At 41.0% G+C, this 17,031-nt stretch carries 15 protein-coding genes; 13 read left to right on the forward strand and 2 right to left on the reverse strand.

The window, feature by feature from the left end:
- Window positions 1-161: 161 nt before the first annotated feature.
- Window positions 162-698, reverse strand: coding sequence for an outer membrane beta-barrel protein (locus tag FKN88_RS14710; RefSeq protein WP_187985383.1), 537 nt, complete (start codon window positions 696-698; stop codon window positions 162-164).
- Between the two features lie 507 nt (window positions 699-1,205).
- Between FKN88_RS14710 and FKN88_RS14715 the strand changes: the two genes are divergently transcribed.
- The 13 genes from FKN88_RS14715 to FKN88_RS14775 all read left to right on the forward strand — a co-directional run bounded on the left by FKN88_RS14715 (window position 1,206) and on the right by FKN88_RS14775 (window position 16,324).
- Complete coding sequence (locus FKN88_RS14715; protein WP_187985382.1) at window positions 1,206-1,481, forward strand: hypothetical protein; 276 nt, start codon at window positions 1,206-1,208, stop codon at window positions 1,479-1,481.
- Between the two features lie 176 nt (window positions 1,482-1,657).
- Window positions 1,658-2,332, forward strand: a complete 675-nt coding sequence (locus FKN88_RS14720; RefSeq protein WP_306687589.1) for a YjbF family lipoprotein — start codon at window positions 1,658-1,660, stop codon at window positions 2,330-2,332.
- Window positions 2,333-2,335: 3 nt separating this feature from the next.
- Entirely contained in the window at window positions 2,336-3,160 is an 825-nt protein-coding gene (locus FKN88_RS14725; RefSeq protein WP_306687588.1) for a capsule biosynthesis GfcC family protein, read from the forward strand.
- A gap of 2 nt (window positions 3,161-3,162) precedes the next feature.
- A complete protein-coding gene (locus FKN88_RS14730) occupies window positions 3,163-5,319 on the forward strand; it encodes a YjbH domain-containing protein (protein ID WP_306687587.1) in 2,157 nt (718 codons plus the stop codon).
- A gap of 196 nt (window positions 5,320-5,515) precedes the next feature.
- Window positions 5,516-7,048, forward strand: coding sequence for a hypothetical protein (locus FKN88_RS14735; RefSeq protein WP_217557488.1), 1,533 nt, complete (start codon window positions 5,516-5,518; stop codon window positions 7,046-7,048).
- 135 nt (window positions 7,049-7,183) lie between these two features.
- Window positions 7,184-8,125: an ADP-glyceromanno-heptose 6-epimerase gene (gene rfaD, locus FKN88_RS14740; protein WP_187026458.1), complete on the forward strand. Its 942-nt coding sequence runs from the start codon at window positions 7,184-7,186 to the stop codon at window positions 8,123-8,125.
- A gap of 23 nt (window positions 8,126-8,148) precedes the next feature.
- Window positions 8,149-9,315: a nucleotide sugar dehydrogenase gene (locus tag FKN88_RS14745; RefSeq protein WP_306687586.1), complete on the forward strand. Its 1,167-nt coding sequence runs from the start codon at window positions 8,149-8,151 to the stop codon at window positions 9,313-9,315.
- A gap of 206 nt (window positions 9,316-9,521) precedes the next feature.
- Window positions 9,522-10,484 (forward strand): lauroyl-Kdo(2)-lipid IV(A) myristoyltransferase, encoded by a 963-nt coding sequence (lpxM, locus tag FKN88_RS14750; RefSeq protein WP_170906452.1) that lies wholly within the window; start codon window positions 9,522-9,524, stop codon window positions 10,482-10,484.
- Window positions 10,485-10,486: 2 nt separating this feature from the next.
- Window positions 10,487-11,674 carry an O-antigen ligase gene (locus FKN88_RS14755; RefSeq protein ID WP_187985377.1) on the forward strand — a complete coding sequence of 396 codons (1,188 nt, stop codon included), beginning with the start codon at window positions 10,487-10,489 and terminating at the stop codon, window positions 11,672-11,674.
- Between the two features lie 90 nt (window positions 11,675-11,764).
- A complete protein-coding gene (locus FKN88_RS14760) occupies window positions 11,765-12,838 on the forward strand; it encodes a glycosyltransferase family 9 protein (protein ID WP_187985376.1) in 1,074 nt (357 codons plus the stop codon).
- A gap of 86 nt (window positions 12,839-12,924) precedes the next feature.
- The gene (gene waaF, locus FKN88_RS14765; protein WP_306687585.1) at window positions 12,925-13,971 is read left to right on the forward strand and encodes a lipopolysaccharide heptosyltransferase II; all 1,047 of its coding nucleotides are present in this window, start codon (window positions 12,925-12,927) and stop codon (window positions 13,969-13,971) included.
- Window positions 13,965-15,230 carry a lipid IV(A) 3-deoxy-D-manno-octulosonic acid transferase gene (waaA, locus tag FKN88_RS14770; protein WP_187985374.1) on the forward strand — a complete coding sequence of 422 codons (1,266 nt, stop codon included), beginning with the start codon at window positions 13,965-13,967 and terminating at the stop codon, window positions 15,228-15,230. Before waaF ends, waaA begins: the two co-directional genes overlap by 7 nt.
- Window positions 15,231-15,241: 11 nt before the next feature.
- Entirely contained in the window at window positions 15,242-16,324 is a 1,083-nt protein-coding gene (locus FKN88_RS14775) for a glycosyltransferase (protein WP_306687584.1), read from the forward strand.
- On the opposite strand, the gene FKN88_RS14780 is transcribed toward FKN88_RS14775, so the two are convergent.
- Window positions 16,321-17,031: a 3-deoxy-D-manno-octulosonic acid kinase gene (locus FKN88_RS14780; RefSeq protein ID WP_306687583.1), complete on the reverse strand. Its 711-nt coding sequence runs from the start codon at window positions 17,029-17,031 to the stop codon at window positions 16,321-16,323. The two genes, FKN88_RS14775 and FKN88_RS14780, sit on opposite strands and share 4 nt — an antisense overlap.

Genomic DNA, 17,031 nt, shown 5'->3' on the forward strand with positions numbered 1-17,031 from the left:
GTTGGGTTTTTAAGTTCCTAGGTTCTAGGATCCTAGGTTCTAGGTTTTTTGGTTCTTTAAGTTCTGGGGTTTTAGGTTTTGGTTCTCCCTAGGACCTGCTCTTTCCTAGGCCCTGGTTTTTCCTAGGACCTTGCTTTCGCTTTTACCTAGAATCTTTTCAATCAAAATTTAAATTGAATACCCAGCTGAAGTGCGCTTAAACGAACATCATCACCATGCAAATAGTTAATCCACTCACTGGTGATGGCACTGGTTGAGCTCAACGCATAGTGAACCCCCAAACCAAAACTTATGCTGTCGTCATAATGCGATTGATTGCGATAATCAGCACTCACATAGCTGTAACCGCCAAGGGCATAAACTGAAGTGCGAGGAGTTACGGGGATATTGGCTTTGATAAAAGCACTTGAGAGGCTATCAATGGCCAAACCTGCATCACGCTTAACACTCGCAGCGTGGCGTGCTTCAATAGCAAGATAATCATTGAAAAAATAACCCATTTGCGCTTGTGCTAAAAGGGGAGAAGCTTCTTGCCAAGTTTGGCTACGAAACTCACTACTACTATAGAGGCCGTTAAAACCGAAGTAAGTATCAGCATGAGCAGATGCACCAACAAAACAGGTCACAAGTGCTAAAAGAGGGGAAATGCATCGGCCTGACGTTAGGGCGCTAATGCCTGAAATATAGGTGTTTGCCATGATATTTAAATAACTCTTATTGGTAAATGAACCGTGTGGTTCTATACTTTATTATTGCTTGGCTTTGATTGCCAAGTCTGAGTTAGCAACAAAAGATGACTGAACATCACATTGCTTCATTTTTAGGCATGCTACCGCCCTACGCTGTCACACGCATTCCGGGCAATCATTGTAATTAGTTTGAAAACCTTGTTGCCAACCTTAAACAGAAAATGAAAGCCAGATTTACTGCTGCTAATTAAAGCATTGGGTTGGAACAATTAATTCAGCGCAGGATTACATCACAAACTGGCGTTGATAAGCAAACACTTCCCAACCAACAAAACGTGACAACCATCACACTAAAAGCAATCATCAAGCTCATGAATGGTTATTTAATCAACTAAATTATCATTAACAGGTATTGTGTTTACAAATGCTTTTTTTTGTACTTACAATGGGCGCGGAATGCCTGTCATTTCATAACATCGATGTTATTTTAACCCTTAAAGATCCATGGAGAAACTTATGAAAAAAACAGCAATGGTTTTGCTGGCAACATTCGCAATGGCACAAGGTGCAATTGCTGCTGAAACAGTGGGAGCCGTAGGTGGCACAACAGGGACAACCACAACAGCAACTGCTGGCGCTGCTGGCGCTGCTGGCGCTGGCGCAGCGGCTGGCGGCGTGGCAGCAAGCACCGCAGCTGCAGTAATGGCAGCAGCAGTAGCAGTAACAGCGGTAGCCGCTAGTGACAATGGTACACCTGGCACAAACGCTTCAAACGCTAGTGCGCAAAAGTAAAAATAATGACTGATCGCACCTAATACAGAAAGCCGCTCTATTGCGGTTTTCTTTTTCTAACGGTATCTATTTTAATAGGTTATGTATACACGATTTCATCACCCCTTTGATAGTATTGATTAACTCACCACATTACCGTTATTCTCTGTCGACTTGCCTGCATTAAGGATTGTGATATGCGCTTAGCCCATCACGGCTTGCTTATTGTTACGCTTGCGCTTAGCGGTTGTGCGCCGCAAACGCAACATATTTCAGAAACACTCTCAGTGGCACTGTTTGGGGTCAGTGATGAACGCGCCACCGTGGATTACGCCCAAACGCTGCCTTATGCGTCTTTATTTGCTAGCTTAGATAACGCGCCTCATGCTCTGTTAGTGTTAGCTTGGGATGAGCCAGGTCAACATAACGCGCTGGCTTTAAAATGGATTTCGGCTCAGCAAGAGTTAATCGTTACTGAGGCTGGGCGTATCACCAAAACGGTTAATTTGGTGGTCGGCAACCTTCAACATCTCTATGCCAGCGAACCCGACCCGCTAAGTCAAAATCTGTTGCTCGATAGCACACCGAAAACTTGGCGTTATCAATTAAGTTGGCAAGATACTCAGCGTCATCAGCAACCCGCGGTTTCGACGTTTATTATTCATCCGCAACAAGAGAAAGCCTTGCCTAATGGCACTCAATCACTGATTTGGGTCGAGGAGCAAGTTTCATTGCCACTGATCAAGCAACGCTATACCAATCACTATTGGCTAAATCCAACGAGCGGCAAAGTGATTGCCAGTGAACAGCGTTTGGGACCAAACGGGTCTCAACTGGCCTTATCCATTGCTAAACCTTTTGCAGGAGAATAAACCATGCGCTTTGCGTTATTGTTCATGCCATTCTGGCTTCTGGTTAGTCAATCTAGTTTGGCAAGCACACCGGTTTCTCATCCTATTGCAAGCTCTCGTAGCAATGATTCAACCTTTAGCGCACAAGTGGCGATTTCAACCGCTTCACCGATGCTTAATTTGGTTGCCGAAGGCCCAGTACGTTTAGAGGCGATGATGATGGAGGCACTGCACGCCCAACAACCTACCTTAAGTACCTTACAGGTCGATTGGCAGCGCGCCGCTTTGTTTATGCTCAATGCTCCTTTTGCTCATCAAGCGCAAGTATTAAAACAATTGGCCCTGCAACAAGACAATATCTCTGCGGATCAAGCCCGAGCTTGGGAGCAGTTACGTAACCAATTGCGACGCAGTGAATTTGCTCAGCGTGAGTTTATCCCTCTTGATCCGGATGTGATTCGTGTTGTTGATCGGCACAACCCGTTATTGAAGGGCCATTTTGCCCTTCATTTACCGCTGCTCAGCGACCAAACGAATGTTTCGGTATGGGGCGCAGTTAACGAGCCAACCCGCTTTGAGTGGCAAGCCAATTTCAGTGCCAAAGATTATGCCCAGCAAGCACAGTGGATAAACCCGAGATTAAGTGCCGTGATGGTGATTCAGCCGAACGGCGACGTGCAATCTCACCCGGTTGGCTATTGGCAATCGCAGCCTCTACCCGTTCAGCCCGGTGCCATTATCTACGTACCTTTTACGCGCAGCCTGCTCGCTTCTCTGTCACGCTCTGAGTTAGATCAAACCAATCAGCAAGTGGTTGAATTGCTTCGCCACCTTTTGCCCACTGAGTAACCATGATGATGTTAACTAACGGTTTCTTTAAATATTTAAGCTACACTGGTGTCTTATTGTTGACCCTCCCCGCCACCGCACATACGTACACACAATCGAATTTTGGTGGTACTGGATTAATGCAAATGCCCAGCGCACGCATGCAGCCGGAAGGGGAATTTAGCGTCGGTTTTAATCATAACGATGCCTATGATTTCTATACCGTTTCTGTCCAGCTTTTTCCATGGTTAGAAACCACCGCTCGTTACGCCCAAGCACACGATCTATTGTATAGCAACGATCCTTCTTTTAGCGGTAATACTAAATACACCGACAAGTCGTTTGATATCAAAATGCGTTTATTGGAAGAGAGCTACTGGCTACCTCAAATTTCCGTTGGCTTTCAAGACTTTGCAGGTACAGGGCTGTTTGATGGGGAATACCTAGCGGCCAGTAAACGCTGGGGACCACTTGATGTTACCCTCGGCATTGGCTGGGGATATGTCGGTAACCGAGCTAATCTACGCGGCGATAAATCGTTATCTGCTGACTGTGGTCGAGACACCAACTATAAAGCGAATGGGGGCAGTTTTGATGTAGAACGCATGTTTACCGGCTGCATGGCTCTGTTTGGTGGCATTGAATATCAGACTCCTTATCAGCCGTTGACCTTAAAAATCGAATACGATGGTAATGATTATCGCAGTGATTTTCCGGTCGAAAGGGGTAAAAACTCAATGACCCAATCAACGCCATGGAATTTTGGGCTTAATTATGCGATGACCGATTGGGCCAGTGTACGCCTTAGTTATGAACGAGGTAATACGGTTAATCTAGGAGTTAGGCTGCACAGCAATTTCTCTTATATTAAACCATTGTGGCTTGATGAACCCAAACCCGCTTATCAACCCAATGAACCTCGCACCCAGCTCAGCAACGAAGAATGGCAAGCCTTGACCGAAGAAGTAGCTCAAGTCGCGGGTTATCAATCGGTTCGACTCTACCAAAGTGATGACGCAGTGACAGTGACAGGTGAACAAAAACGCTATCGAGATCGCCAAGAAGCCCATGAACGAGTCGCACGCGTTGTGCTTAATAGTGGCATTGATACCGATGAAGTGCGGATCATTGAAACGCGTAATCAACAGCCATTAACTGAAGTCGTTATTAACCGCGAACAAGCCCATCAAGTGCTGAACCAAGCCTATATTGGTAGCCATATTCGTGATGCAACCACATTACAAGAGCCGTCGCCGATTATCGGTGAACAACACACGCATCAAGATAAAGCGTGGGATTTTGGGTTAGCTCCATTACTACAACAATCGTTTGGCGGGGCAGAAAGTTTCTATCTTTTTTCGATTGGTGTACGTGCGGATGCCAGTTGGCGCTTAAATGATCACTGGCTACTGTCTGGCAGCTTATATGGCAATATTTACGATAACTACGATAAATTTAACTACATCGTGCCACCCGATGGTACCGATTTAAAACGCGTTCGTACACTCGGTCGAGAGTATTTAGAAGATACGATACGAGTTAACCATGCTCAGTTAACTTACTTTGATCACTTAGGTCACGGTGTCTATAACCAGTTCTATGGCGGTTATTTAGAAAACATGTTTGCCGGGGTCGGAACCGAATGGCTTTATCGACCACTTAATGACAACTGGGCATTTGGGGTTGATATTAACTACGTCGCGCAGCGTGAAGCGGGATCAGTCTTTGGGATTTATCATGACGAAGTTCAACGGGATCACCAAGATACTTATCGAGTGCAAACCGGTACTGCCACTGGCCATGCCACGTTATATTGGCAGCCGCAATTTTGGTCATTACTGGATAACAGCTTATTAAAAGTCAGTGCTGGACGTTATTTGGCGGAAGATATTGGCGTGACTGTCGAGTTTTCTAAGCAGTTTGCCAGTGGCGTGATTGTCGGCGCTTTCGCGGCGAAAACCGACCTCTCTGCTGATGAATTTGGCGAAGGAAGCTTTACTAAAGGCTTTTATATTTCAGTCCCACTAGAGATGATGACGGCGAAACATAATACCAACCGCGCGGCGATCAGTTGGATGCCGATTCAACGTGATGGTGGGCAAATGCTCGGTCGTCAACATAGTTTATTTGGTATGACGGACGCAAGAAGCCCATGGTATGAAAAACCGGTGAGTCGATAGAAGGTTCTAGGTTCTAGGTTCTAGGTTCTAGGTTCTAGGTTCTAGGTTCTAGGTTCTAGGGCTTACTTTTCCTAGGACCTGCTTTTCCTAGGGCCTAGAGCCTATGCCCTAAGATCTTTTTATGGTCCGATTTTTGCTTTGTTTTTATCAATAGCATTCAGCAACATTAATCGGCGACATTCAGGGACTTCATACTATGCAAAAACAAATTATAACCAGCGTTATCGCCCTTACCCTATTCGGTTGTGGCGGTGGAGAAAGCGGCAACTCTGGTAACCCAGCGCCACCGGTAAAAAACTATACGATTAATTTTTTAGGGACTGGTTTACAAGCTACTGTTGGTAACTGCCAAGTTTTTGGGTATGGTCCTGAAAAAGAAAATGGATCACGCGATAAAATTATCGCCTATCGCACCCAGCCAATAAATACTCCTACAAGGCAATATGAAGTATTTATTCATAATGCGGATGGCAGTGTACGGCAGCATTTTAGGGGAAGCGGTCTCAATACCAATCAACTCCAATTTGCACAACGTGAAATCCCTAATGATGGTTATTTGAGTTTTGTCATCTTTGAAAACTTCGGAACTAATGTAACGACTTTCGCAAAATCTTTATTACCTGACGCATTTTCTGTCTATACCGAGGGGAATATAACCTCGTGTTTAACGCCTAATAGCGCAAATCCACGGGAATTTGAAGTAAAAGGGCGGATTCAAAGGGTGTCTGGTGAACCACTGTCCGGTTTTAATACCGCCTATCAAAACTTAGACGATATTACAAAGTTTTATCTACTAAATAATCCAGATATCGAACCAATAACGTTTCTCTCACAAGATCGTCCTTTGCTAGCAATAAATTATGAAACCGACAGTGAAAGCAAAGCAATTAAATCCCTCCTTGGATTTAAATTTACCCCTTTTACGCAAACGGGTACTTCAGGAAATCCAATAAAACTTGATCTATTAGTTCACCGAAATGCTCCATGGGAGTCACCTACGGATATTAATGTTGAAAATGCATTTCTATTTGTGAATGGGAAAAAACAACTACCCAGTGCCAATTATGCTTATTTATGGCAGCCATTTATTCAAAACGGTGAAGTAATTCATGATAAGTTTAGTTATACCGATAGCATTGGTGATAATAATTACTATCTCTATTTACAGGGTCAGCAAAACGTCAATGGTCACCCATACTACTGGGGTATACAGCATGTAGCCCAAGGTACAACAAACGCAGGTGCAAGCCTAAGTGCTGACCAAGTTCTGGATCCTCTTCCACAAGCTGAAACGCCAATACTAGAGGCTTGTACTTTGAATGAGTCGCGTCAATGTTTAATCGTTAATACTGGTGAGTTATCAGCTAACGATGGTATCCAACGAACAGTATTAGATGCAAAACTACGTGCAAGCTCATCCGTAAGCCTAAGACAAGTATTCTATACTCCGATTCAAGCTACGCTACCTATATTATCGTTTAACAAACCAAACCTCGATCAAGGGTTGGCAGAAAATACCGCAACGACTTCAGTATCGTTGTTGATCAGCAACTCTGTAGAAGTACGTGAAGCATTTTTATATCAGCATCAGAATTTACAAGGCGGAAGCGAAAATCTTTTTGACCCCAAAGTAGATATCATCCCACTCCTAAAAAATATCGCTGCCCAGCAAGATCAACAAGACTTGCTGAAGCGCCAACCTTATACGTGGGTATGGTTAGAAGAATAAAAGAAATAGAGATCTAGAATCTAGAATCTAGGATCTAGGGCCTATGAACCTAGGTCCTAGATTCCTAAACCTTCCCCACCTCCCCCTTTCCTGCTACTATTTTGTGAGACTTTTTAGCATAAGGTAGAACAGGTTATGATCATCGTCACTGGCGGTGCTGGCATGATTGGCAGCAATATTATCAAGGCCCTGAATGAACGCGGCATTAGCGATATTTTAGTGGTAGACCATTTAAAAAATGGCCGTAAGTTCAAAAATTTAGTCGACTTAAACATTGCCGACTATATGGATCGTGATGATTTTCTGACCCAGATTATGGCCGGGGATGATTTTGGCCCAATTGATGCCGTATTTCATGAAGGCGCGTGCTCTGCGACGACCGAGTGGGATGGCAAATATGTGATGCTCAATAACTACGAATATTCTAAAGAGCTACTGCATTACTGCCTCGACCGTGAAATCCCATTCCTTTATGCTTCCTCGGCGGCAACCTATGGCGATACCGATACCTTTATTGAAGAGCCACAATATGAAGGTGCATTAAACGTTTACGGTTATTCCAAGCAGCAATTTGATAACTATGTCCGCCGCCTATGGCAAGACGCTGCCGAGCATAAAGAGAAGCTATCGCAAATTACTGGCTTTCGTTACTTTAACGTCTACGGCCCACGAGAGCAGCACAAAGGCTCTATGGCCTCGGTCGCTTTCCACTTAAATAATCAAATGAACGCCGGGGAAAATCCAAAGCTGTTTGCGGGTAGCGAACACTTTAAACGCGATTTTGTTTATGTTGGCGATGTCGCAGCGGTCAACTTATGGTTTATGGACAGTGGCGTATCGGGTATTTTTAACTGCGGTACTGGTAATGCAGAATCGTTTAATGAAGTCGCCAATGCCGTCATTAAGCATCACGGTAAAGGGCAAGTAGAAACGATTCCCTTCCCTGAACATCTAAAAGGCGCTTACCAAGAATATACGCAAGCGGATTTAACCAAATTGCGCGCCGCGGGTTGTGACGTGACGTTCAAAACCGTTGCTGAAGGCGTCGCTGAGTATATGGCGATCATCAACCATTAATTTTATTGAGAGAGGATGATACTGTGAAAATAGCCGTTGCAGGAACAGGCTACGTGGGCTTATCAAACGCCATGTTGCTCGCTCAGCACAATCAGGTGGTTGCTGTCGATATTATTGAAGAAAAAGTCGCGATGCTCAACCAGAAGCAATCGCCCATTGTTGACCACGAAATTGAGGATTTTCTGCGTAACAAAAATCTTAATTTTGTTGCCACTCTTGATAAAGTCCAAGCTTATCAAGACGCTGATTTTGTGATTATTGCCACGCCAACAGATTATGACCCAACGACCAACTACTTCAATACCGCCTCTGTTGAAGCGGTTATTCGTGATGTGATGGCAATCAATCCTAATGCGGTGATGGTCATCAAATCTACCGTTCCGGTTGGTTATACAGAACAGGCTAAACAGCAGTTCCAGTGTGAGAATATTCTCTTTTCACCTGAATTTTTGCGTGAAGGAAAAGCGTTATACGATAATTTGTATCCTTCTCGTATTATTGTCGGTGAACAGAGTGAGCGGGCGCAAGTGTTTGCCAATCTATTATTGGCGGGAGCGATCAAAGATCAGGTTCCCGTACTGTTGACTAACTCCACCGAAGCCGAAGCGGTAAAATTGTTCTCCAATACCTATCTGGCGATGCGTGTGGCTTATTTTAATGAACTCGATACTTATGCTGAAGTGCATGGCTTAGATAGCCGACAAATTATTGAAGGTGTAGGGTTGGATCCGCGAATTGGTAACCACTACAACAACCCTTCATTTGGCTATGGCGGTTATTGTCTCCCCAAAGATACCAAACAACTGCTAGCAAACTATCAAGCGGTACCGAATAATATTATTGGCGCGATTGTCGATGCCAACCGTACTCGTAAAGATTTTATTGCCGATTCAATACTAAAACGTAATCCCAAGGTGGTTGGTATCTATCGGCTGATCATGAAAACGGGATCGGATAATTTCCGCGCTTCAAGTATTCAAGGGATCATGAAACGCTTAAAAGCCAAAGGAATTGAAGTGATTGTCTATGAGCCGGTACTCAAAGAGAGTCACTTCTTCCATTCACAAGTGATCAACGATTTAAATGCGTTTAAGCAAGCGGCTGATGTGATTGTCTCTAACCGTATGACCGATGATCTCAAAGATTGTGCTAGTAAAGTGTATACCCGTGATTTGTTTGGTAGTGATTAGTCTTTAATACGATTTAACCTTACTCCTACTCTTGCATAGTCGTGGTGCAACAATTGCGCCGCGACCATCACGGCGCCTTTTATATCGTAACGTTATAGAGAGCATTGCCTATCATTTTGTCAGATTGTTTCTGTTCCGTACTGTAGGGAGCTGCTATACTTTTCTGATAATTCAAACAATATTCTCGTTTTTATACTGGGTAGTTTATGTCTTTACCGCGCAATGACTTTGATCAATACGCCTATAATCCTAAGTTTCAATGGCGTTTTTTTCACCCTCGTTACTGGGGAACATGGCTAGCGATCCTCATCGCTTGTCTGATCAGTTTTCTACCTACCAGCTTTAAACGTACCATCGCCCACGGACTTGCTCGTTTGGCCGTTAACGTGAAAAGTAAAGCCAATAACCGCGCCAGAGTGAATTTGGCGATGTGCTTTCCAGATAAAACGGAGTCTGAACGTGAAGCTATTCTGAGCAAAATGTACGTCACTTCAACGATGTTTTTGATGAGTTTTGCTTCGACAACACTCAGAAGTAAACAGTGGCTAGAAAAACAAACGACCGTGCGTGGTTTGGAGCATGTTGAACAGGTACTAGCAAAGGGTGAGAACGTGATTCTTCTCGTCCCCCACACTTGGTCAATTGATATTCCGGCCATTTTGCTTGCTTCACGTGGATTACCAGTTTCAGCAATGGCAAAAAGCCAGAGCAATCTACTCTCCGATTGGTTGATGCATAAACAGCGTGTGCAATACGGTGGGCGAGTTTACGATCGTAGCGTCGGCATTAAGCCATTTATAAAGTCGGTTCGTAAAGACGGTTATTTAGGCTACTACTTACCCGATGAAGATTTAGGCCGTGAGCACAGTGTGTTTGTCGATTTTTTTGCCACTCAAAAAGCGACCATTGCTGGGCTGGGCCGCATATCAAGCCTTAGTAAAGCGAAAATTGTTCCTCTTTTCGCGATGTTTAACACTGACACCGGGAGTTATGAACTGGATTTTTATCCCCCCCTGCCATTCCCAACAGGTGATGAACAACAAGACGCACGAATGATGAATGAGTGTATTGAAGCGTATGTCACCGAACGTCCAGAGCAATATATGTGGATTTTACGTTTGTTAAAAACACGCCCTGAGAGTGACATTAACCCATATAGTAAAGTATAATTATGTCTTCGAGATTAAAAAAAATAACAGACCTACTGGTACTTCTACCTTTTATTTATATATTTTCTATCATATCGATTACAGAAAGTTCAAGTAAGATACTAGTAACCACAGTCATTATTTCATTTATTTTTTATATATCTAAAGATATCGCAAGTTTAAAAAATCAGTTTTTAGAAAACATAAAGTCTCCTTTTTTCTGGGTTATAATTTCATTTACACTTTATATTGTTATATTGTATAAAAATCATGATGTAAGCAATCGTGAAATAAGAACCTTACTCTGCCTATCCTTTCTTGTTTTTTATTTCCCCTTTCACTTAATAAATAGGAAAATATTTACAGTTCTTTGCATTGTTGGGTCATCGATAATTTTCATTAATAGTATTTACTATCTCTTTCAATCAGGCTACATTCGCTGGGCCGGAGCACTAAACCCTATCCCTTACGCGACAATATGTGCAACATTTTTGTTACTAAACACTTATTTGCTTATTAATGAAAAAAATAAATTATTAAAATATATTTTATCACTTTCTATTTTATTTAGCCTTACTTCAATCCTTCTCACACAATCAAGAGGAGTATGGATTGCTATTATTTTTTCAATATTAGTATTATTAAAAGATGAAATACCTAAAGTATCAAAGAGGGCTTTGCTTATTATCTTAGGTATTATCATTCTTCTATTTTCAGCTAACGGTAATGTAATAAAAGAAAGAATGCAGCAAAGTGCTATAGAAATTGAAAGAATAAATAATGGCGATCTAAATTCATCTTTTGGCCTTAGAATACAAATGTGGAAAGCATCACCAAAATTAATCAAAGATAACATTTTTTTTGGATTGGGAAGACATCACTCAGAAAAAATGAGTGAATTGTATGAAAACAAAGAAATTTCTCAAACTCTATATAAATATAACACTGTACATTATCATAACCAGTTTATTGACATTATAGTTAGATATGGAATATTTGGATTTTTATTTATAATAGGGTTATTAGTTACTCCTATTGTTTTATCTAAGAGATATAAACCTATAGAGAAAAAAGCCATTTATTCTATTGTTTTATTATTTATTATATCAGGTTTAACTGACGTACCTTTTTTCCACAGTCAAAGTTTGTTAATTTATATTTCTTCAATTTTCTTCCTAGATAAAATCGGCAGAAGAGAAATTGGACACTAGAAAATGACAAACACTATTATTTGACATTTTAAAAAGTAAATAAAAATATAATTATTAAACCCACTTTTAGATAAAACTGGATAATCGTTCATGATAAGAAAACTTAAAAATATAAACAGGGCATTTAGAAACCTTAGAAAAAAAATAACCCTAAACTATTACTGTCTACAATATGATAAATTACCAAACCCAGTGATAAACCTAAAAGATGCTCGTTCTATTGCTTTACTTCGTTGGGATAATAAACTTGGTGATGCTATCATGAGTGGAATATTCATTAACGCATTAAAAATGACTCGCCCTGATATCGAAGTCTCAGTTATTACCCCACAATTTTGCGGTAACTGGTATAAAAAATCGATGCAATGTCATGTGATCTCGTGCGAAAAAAGAAGTATTAAAACGGCTCGTTCCTTTCGAAAACTAAAAGGGAGGTTTGATGTTGTCATTGACTTAGGAACTAGTTTTGATTTTAAAGAGTTATTAGCTATTCATGAACTAGGAGCCCAATATAACATTGGATATAATAAAGAGTCTCATCCTATATATAATGTTTGCTTACCTAAAAATACTATTCATTTTAGGGATCGCTACCTCACGGCAGCAAAATTATTTGCCAATGAATTCGTAGAACCGTCAATACCATTAATCCCATTTTCTAAGAAAAATATTTTGATATCAAAAGATAGAGTCAATGTGGCACTCAATTTTTTTGGTTCAAGTAAGTACCGCCAATTTTCAAAAGTAGAAGCTATAAAATTCATTGCCCGCTGGCTAGAAGATTTCCCCAATGATGTTCTATATCTTATACCTGTACCTGATAAAATTTCGTTTTTACAGGACTTACTCAAAGAGTGTAATAGTGAACGAGTCATTCTTTTAACCGAATCAGCGTCACTCGAATTTTCATTACAACTACTCAGCCAAGTGGATCTTTGCGTGACTCCAGACACCTCTGTCGTTCATATGGCTAGTGCTCTGAATACACCAGTTTTAGCAATATACGCTGATAATCATCAAAACTTTCAAGAATGGCATCCACTATCAGAGCAATCTCAAGTGCTATTTAATCATCCGACTCATAACAAAAATGATCGAATATATGTCCACGAGTTCGACTGGTCTGACTTAAAAGCAAAACGAGAAGCAATGATCTTCAAATAAATAGAAACATCTTAAAAATCTAGATTAATCCTAAAATTAGGTTAATATTTATATGCTTAATAGCTTTTTCAAAAATGAAGTGTCGCATGAAAGTTCTCATAATAGGTCCATCATGGGTGGGCGACATGGTAATGTCACAATCCTTGTACATCACCATCAAACAACAACATCCGGATGCTTTAATCAGTGTGATGGCTCCGGCTTGGTGTAAACCCATTTTAGAGCGGATGCCAGAGGTACACCGCGCATTAACACTGCCTTTTGGACATGGTGAGTTTAACTTTTTTGCACGTCGAAAACTGGGACTCTCTTTACGTGGTCAATACGATCATGCCTATGTCTTGCCCAATTCAGCAAAGTCGGCTCTGATAGCTTGGTTTGCAGGTATCCCCGTCCGTACAGGTTGGAAAGGCGAAATGCGCTATGGTTTACTAAATGATTTGCGCTCTAATAAAAAAGCATTTCAGTATATGATTGAACGCTATGTAGCGTTAGCACACCCCAAGCTTAAGATGATAGGTTCAGAAGCATTGGGCGGAATCGAGCAATTACCTAAGCCCCAGTTAACCATCTCAACAGAGCAGCAACAAGCTACAGCAAAAAAGTTTTCTTTATTATTGACTGAAACGATTGGCCTGTGTCCAGGTGCTGAGTTTGGCCCTGCGAAACAGTGGCCGCCAACTCACTATGCTCAAGTAGCTATACATCTGCTGCAACAAGGTAAGCAAGTCTGGCTCTTTGGCTCAGTGAAAGATCAAGTGACAACCCAAGCGATTGTAGCGCAAATTCCAAAATCTCTAAGGGGAAGCATACGTGATTTAGCAGGTCAAACTAGCCTGATTGAGGCGGTAGACTTACTTTCTTGTTGTCAAACGGTGGTCAGTAATGATTCTGGATTAATGCATGTCGCAGCAGCCGCAGGTTGTCAGGTTGTCGGTATTTATGGCTCGACCTCTCCACACTATACCCCGCCGCTGGCAAAAAAAAGGGCTATTGTTCATACCGATATTGAATGCCGCCCCTGCTTTCAGCGTGAATGCCCTTACGGACACTTAAAATGTTTAACTGAGCTTACCCCTCAACAAATCATCAAAGCTATCGAGGCTTTTGACACAGGTTTAGAGCAATGCTGATTCGTAGCTTATATACTTTTTTTTTGCTAATCGCCGCTCCTTTTATGCTATATGGTTTGTATAAAAAACGGGCCGGAAAACCCGCCTTTGGCGCACGTTGGAAAGAGCATTTTGGTGTAACCCCTAAATTAGATGATTCAACAAGTAGGCCACTATGGATTCACGCCGTTTCTGTTGGTGAAGCTATTGCAGCTACCCCGATTATTCAAGCAATAAAAGAACGTCAACCTAATTTGCCGATTGTGGTCACCACTACAACCAGTACGGGTGCACAGCAGATCAAAAAGTTATCGAATTTGGTTGAGCATCGTTATATGCCACTGGATTTTCCTTTCTGCATTAATGGCTTTCTTAATGCGATTCAGCCTAGCCAGTTGCTGATTATGGAAACGGAACTGTGGCCAAATACGCTACATTGCGTTGCCAAGCGGAACATTCCCATCACCGTAATTAATGCCCGTTTATCGGAACGCTCTTGCCGCCGTTATCAGCGTTTTCAATCGGTCTTTCGTCTGCTTTCTTGTCATATTAGTCAGTTACTTTGCCAATATCAGAGTGATGCAGACCGCTTTCTCCGGTTAGGTATCGACCCTAACAAAATATCGGTCACGGGATCGATTAAATTTGATCTCACCGTTACCGATGAGATCCGTCAACAAGGACAAGCGTTACGTGAACAATTAGGTCAAAATCGTCCAATTTGGATCGCTGCTAGCACCCATCAAGGTGAAGATGAAATTTGCCTTGAGGCACATCGTCAATTGCTAAATCACTATCCTGATGCATTATTAATTTTGGTCCCTCGCCATCCAGAGCGTTTTAATCCAGTGGCTTTATTGTGCCAAGCACAGGGCTTTACGGTTAGCCGTCGAACTAAGGCGCCGATAGAGCGAACTCAGGTCTATCTTGGAGATACAATGGGTGAGATGCTAACGTTAATGAACGCTGCTGATGTTTGTTTTATGGGCGGAAGCCTACTGGGAGACAAAGTGGGTGGACATAATTTAGTTGAACCAGCAGCATTAGGAATGCCAATATTAACTGGCCATAGTTACTATAATTTCTATGATATAGTGCACTTATTAAGAAAAAATGATGCTATTCAGCTTTGTAACGATGAAAATGATATTTATAAACACTTAGAAAATCTTTTCTCTAGCGATATTCTATTAAAAAGAAAAGGAGACAATGCCTTGAAAGTCTTTAATGATAATAGAGGTGCTATCGAAAAGACTATATACATATTAAAAATAGAGTAAGTGAATACATTATGAACATAAAATTTTTAATTAGAGATTTAAAAATTGAAGGAGTACAAGTCGTTGTAATTAGACTCGCTAGAGTACTAAAAAGCCATGGTCATAATGTAGAAATTATAACTTTATACAATGAGAAAAATATAAATTCAATAGACGATTTAACGATTTTTTCGTTGGACATACCTAGTGACAATAAAAATTCAAACTCAATTTATAATACATTTAATTATTGGTATAAAGCTAATTATAATAATTTTGATGTTCTACTTGCTCCTCATAGTGAAAGTATAAATTTAATATCAAAATTTAACGATAGAAGACTCATCCCCTATATACACAATTCTGATGAAAACTCATACAACAACCGCAATTTAATTAGAAAAATAAAATACATATATAAATCAAGAAGAAAGCTAAGAGGGAAGCATGTTATTTGCGTTTCTGATGGGGTTAGGAAATTTGTAGAAAAAACGTGTGGAAATAAAATATTATCCTGTGATGTGGTATATAATCCTTTTGATATAAATGAAATCCAGCGTCTTTCTTTAGAAAAAAAAGAGAGCATAGAATTTGATTACCTATTATTCGTTGGACGATTAGAAAGTCAGAAAAGAATTGATAGACTATTAAAATCTTTTTATTTACTACAAAATAAAGAAATAAAACTTGTTATTTTAGGCGAAGGTAGCTTATTTGATGATATAAAAAACTTAATTCATCAACTCAACTTAACTGACAGAGTTATTATTAAAAACTTTGAAAGCAATCCATATCCAATTATGAAGAAAGCTAAATGTTTAATTTTAACTTCAGATTATGAAGGGTTTGGGAATGTTCTTGTTGAGGCATTATCCGTAGGAACTCCAGCAGTAAGTACGAATTGTCCATCAGGTCCTAGTGAAATTCTAACCGATAATTTATCTCACTATCTCATTGATTCTTACGATGAAAATGTTATCGCTCAACATATTGACAAAGTGTTAAACATGAAGAACCATCCTCACCTTTCCGAAGGATATCGTCGATTTGATCAAGATAATATTTATCAATCTTTTTTGGAAATAATTTCACAATTGAAAAATAGTAATCATTAATCTTTATCTTCATAGCCAGCAACTATATGCTGCCACTGTAACTCTTGCCAAAAAATACCACATCGCGGCTGCTCTTTGTGAAAAGAGCGCAGCAAACGCTGTAAATTCGCTTCTTTCCAATGTTCACCGGGTTGCTGATGGCATTTATCAAAATCGATGATCCATACCTTGTCTTGATCATCGATTAAAATATTGTGAATGTTGAGATCGGTATGATTAACTTGGGCGCGATGTAACTTGGCAATCTGTTGACCTATTAAAAAATAATGTCGCTCGTCGAGCGGGTTCTCCTGCAAAATCGCCACTAGATCACGGGCATTGGTGATTTTTTCACTCAATAAATCGGCTTGATAAACCAGTCCGCGTTTAACCGCTCGCGCGGCTATTGGGCGGGGTACATTCACACCTTGTTGACGTAAATGTGCCAACAGATGAAATTCAGCATAGCTGCGCGTTTTATGCCATCCTTGAAACCAATATTGATCGCTAACTACCTTGCCAAATAATCCACCACGACGGTAATGACGCAACGCCGCCTCTATATGCTGCATAGCAACAAACCACGTCGTTCCCCGTCCCTTAGCACTGCCAATGATTTTTTGTTCAGCTTGCCAATATTCGGTATCAAAAAGATGGTGAAGAGGCTCACTGACCCATTGGTCGTCATACCAAATCATTTGCTGCTTAAGCGAGCATTGTTTAATCAT

It is taken from the genome of Vibrio sp. 2017_1457_13, from assembly GCF_030851525.1.
Taxonomy (GTDB): Bacteria; Pseudomonadota; Gammaproteobacteria; order Enterobacterales; family Vibrionaceae; genus Vibrio; species Vibrio metschnikovii.

Bases quoted from the DNA above. Each gene is read 5' to 3' on its own strand.
- FKN88_RS14760 (WP_187985376.1), top strand. From the start codon at position 11,765: ATGATAAGAAAACTTAAAAATATAAACAGGGCATTTAGAAACCTTAGA.
- waaA (WP_187985374.1), top strand. From the start codon at position 13,965: ATGCTGATTCGTAGCTTATATACTTTTTTTTTGCTAATCGCCGCTCCT.
- FKN88_RS14780 (WP_306687583.1), bottom strand. From the start codon at position 17,031: ATGATTAAACAATGCTCGCTTAAGCAGCAAATGATTTGGTATGACGAC.
- FKN88_RS14725 (WP_306687588.1), top strand. From the start codon at position 2,336: ATGCGCTTTGCGTTATTGTTCATGCCATTCTGGCTTCTGGTTAGTCAA.
- FKN88_RS14755 (WP_187985377.1), top strand. From the start codon at position 10,487: ATGTCTTCGAGATTAAAAAAAATAACAGACCTACTGGTACTTCTACCT.
- lpxM (WP_170906452.1), top strand. From the start codon at position 9,522: ATGTCTTTACCGCGCAATGACTTTGATCAATACGCCTATAATCCTAAG.
- rfaD (WP_187026458.1), top strand. From the start codon at position 7,184: ATGATCATCGTCACTGGCGGTGCTGGCATGATTGGCAGCAATATTATC.
- FKN88_RS14775 (WP_306687584.1), top strand. From the start codon at position 15,242: ATGAACATAAAATTTTTAATTAGAGATTTAAAAATTGAAGGAGTACAA.
- waaF (WP_306687585.1), top strand. From the start codon at position 12,925: ATGAAAGTTCTCATAATAGGTCCATCATGGGTGGGCGACATGGTAATG.
- FKN88_RS14720 (WP_306687589.1), top strand. From the start codon at position 1,658: ATGCGCTTAGCCCATCACGGCTTGCTTATTGTTACGCTTGCGCTTAGC.
- FKN88_RS14715 (WP_187985382.1), top strand. From the start codon at position 1,206: ATGAAAAAAACAGCAATGGTTTTGCTGGCAACATTCGCAATGGCACAA.
- FKN88_RS14735 (WP_217557488.1), top strand. From the start codon at position 5,516: ATGCAAAAACAAATTATAACCAGCGTTATCGCCCTTACCCTATTCGGT.
- FKN88_RS14730 (WP_306687587.1), top strand. From the start codon at position 3,163: ATGATGATGTTAACTAACGGTTTCTTTAAATATTTAAGCTACACTGGT.
- FKN88_RS14710 (WP_187985383.1), bottom strand. From the start codon at position 698: ATGGCAAACACCTATATTTCAGGCATTAGCGCCCTAACGTCAGGCCGA.